This is a genomic window from Methylobacterium sp. WL116 (genome assembly GCF_008039455.1).
Taxonomy (GTDB): Bacteria; Pseudomonadota; Alphaproteobacteria; order Rhizobiales; family Beijerinckiaceae; genus Methylobacterium.
On the sequence record NZ_VRUV01000805.1, the window covers coordinates 1 to 1,448 of the forward strand.

Here is a 1,448-nt window from a genome sequence, read left to right on the forward strand (position 1 = left end):
CTTCAGCGCCACCCCGCCGAGCGCGAGGCGGGCCTCGCCGATCCGGTCGCCGTTGAGGCGCAGGCCGGCCGCGGCGGAGACCACCGCGAAGGCGTAGGAGGTGCGGTCGCGGACCTTGAGGTAGCGGGCATGGGCCGAAAACCCGGCCGCCTCCGGCGGCAGGCGCACCGCGACGATCAGCTCGCCCGGCGCCAGGTCGGTCTCGCGCTCCGGCGCATCGCCGGGCAGGCGATGGAAGTCGACCAGCGCCACCGCACGCCGGCCGCCCGCGCCCTCGATCTCGACGACGGCGTCGAAGGCCGCCAGCGGCACGCAGAAATCCGATGGGTTGGTGGCGATGCAGTGCTCGCTCCAGCCGAGCACCGCGTGCAGCCGCGTCGCCCCGCCGATCGCGGCGCATCCCGAGCCCGGCGCGCGCTTGTTGCAGGGGGAGGTGGCATCCGCGAAGTACGGGCAGCGGGTACGCTGCATCAGGTTGCCGGCGGCGGTCGCGGCGTTGCGCAGCTGCGCCGAGGCGCCCGCGAGAAGCGCCTCGGCCACCGCGGGATAGGTCTTGGCGAAGCGCGGATCGTGGGCGAGGTCGCTGTTGCGCACCAGCGCGCCGATGCGCACGCCGCCGTCGTCCAGGAACTCGATCCGGTCGAGGCCGGGGAGGCGGGTGACGTCGACGAGGCGGGCCGGCGTCACGACGCCGCCCTTCATCAGGTCGAGCAGGTTGGTGCCGGCGCCGAGATAGGCCGCTCCGGGCGCCTGCGCCGCCGCGATCGCCTCGGCGACGCTGGCGGGACGGGTGTAGTCGAACAGGTTCACGCCGCGTCCTCCCGGATCGCCGCGCCGTCGCCGGCGCCCTGCGCGGCCAGCACCGCCTCACTGATGCCGGCATAGGCGCCGCAGCGGCAGAGGTTGCCGCTCATGCCTTCGCGGATCCGCTCGGGATCGGTCCCCGCCTGCCCCTCCGTGATCAGCCCGACCGCGCTCATGATCTGGCCCGGCGTGCAGAAGCCGCACTGGAAGCCGTCATGCGTGATGAACGCCGCCTGCACCGGATGCAGAGCGTCGCCGTCCGCCAGCCCCTCGATGGTGGTGACGGAGGCGCCGTCGAGGCTGACGGCGAGCGCGAGGCAGGCGTTGATCCGCCGGCCGTCGACCAGCACCGTGCAGGCGCCGCACTGGCCGCGGTCGCAGCCCTTCTTCGATCCGGTGAGATGGAGGCGCTCGCGCAGCAGGTCGAGCAGGGTCACGCGGGGATCCTCCAAGAGGACCTCGCGCACCGTGCCGTTCACGGTGAGCCTGAGAGGTATCATGCGATCTCCGGGCATGGCGCAGCTGGGATGGCGCAGCTTGGAATGAAACCAGATAGGATCGTGCGGTGCGAAGGCCAGGGGACGGACCTTCGCGCGGCGAGGGCAGGGGGGGACCGATCCCGAGCGGATCCGCGAAGGCATGAG

At 73.0% G+C, this 1,448-nt stretch carries 2 protein-coding genes; both read right to left on the bottom strand.

What is annotated here, in order from left to right:
• Window positions 1-810: FAD binding domain-containing protein (locus FV223_RS27500; protein WP_147729859.1), on the bottom strand; the 810-nt coding region annotated here is incomplete at its 3' end.
• A complete protein-coding gene (locus FV223_RS27505; RefSeq protein WP_147729860.1) occupies window positions 807-1,304 on the bottom strand; it encodes a (2Fe-2S)-binding protein in 498 nt (165 codons plus the stop codon). The genes FV223_RS27505 and FV223_RS27500, both read right to left, overlap by 4 nt.
• Window positions 1,305-1,448 lie beyond the last annotated feature (144 nt).

Bases quoted from the DNA above. Each gene is read 5' to 3' on its own strand.
- FV223_RS27505 (WP_147729860.1), bottom strand. From the start codon at position 1,304: ATGATACCTCTCAGGCTCACCGTGAACGGCACGGTGCGCGAGGTCCTC.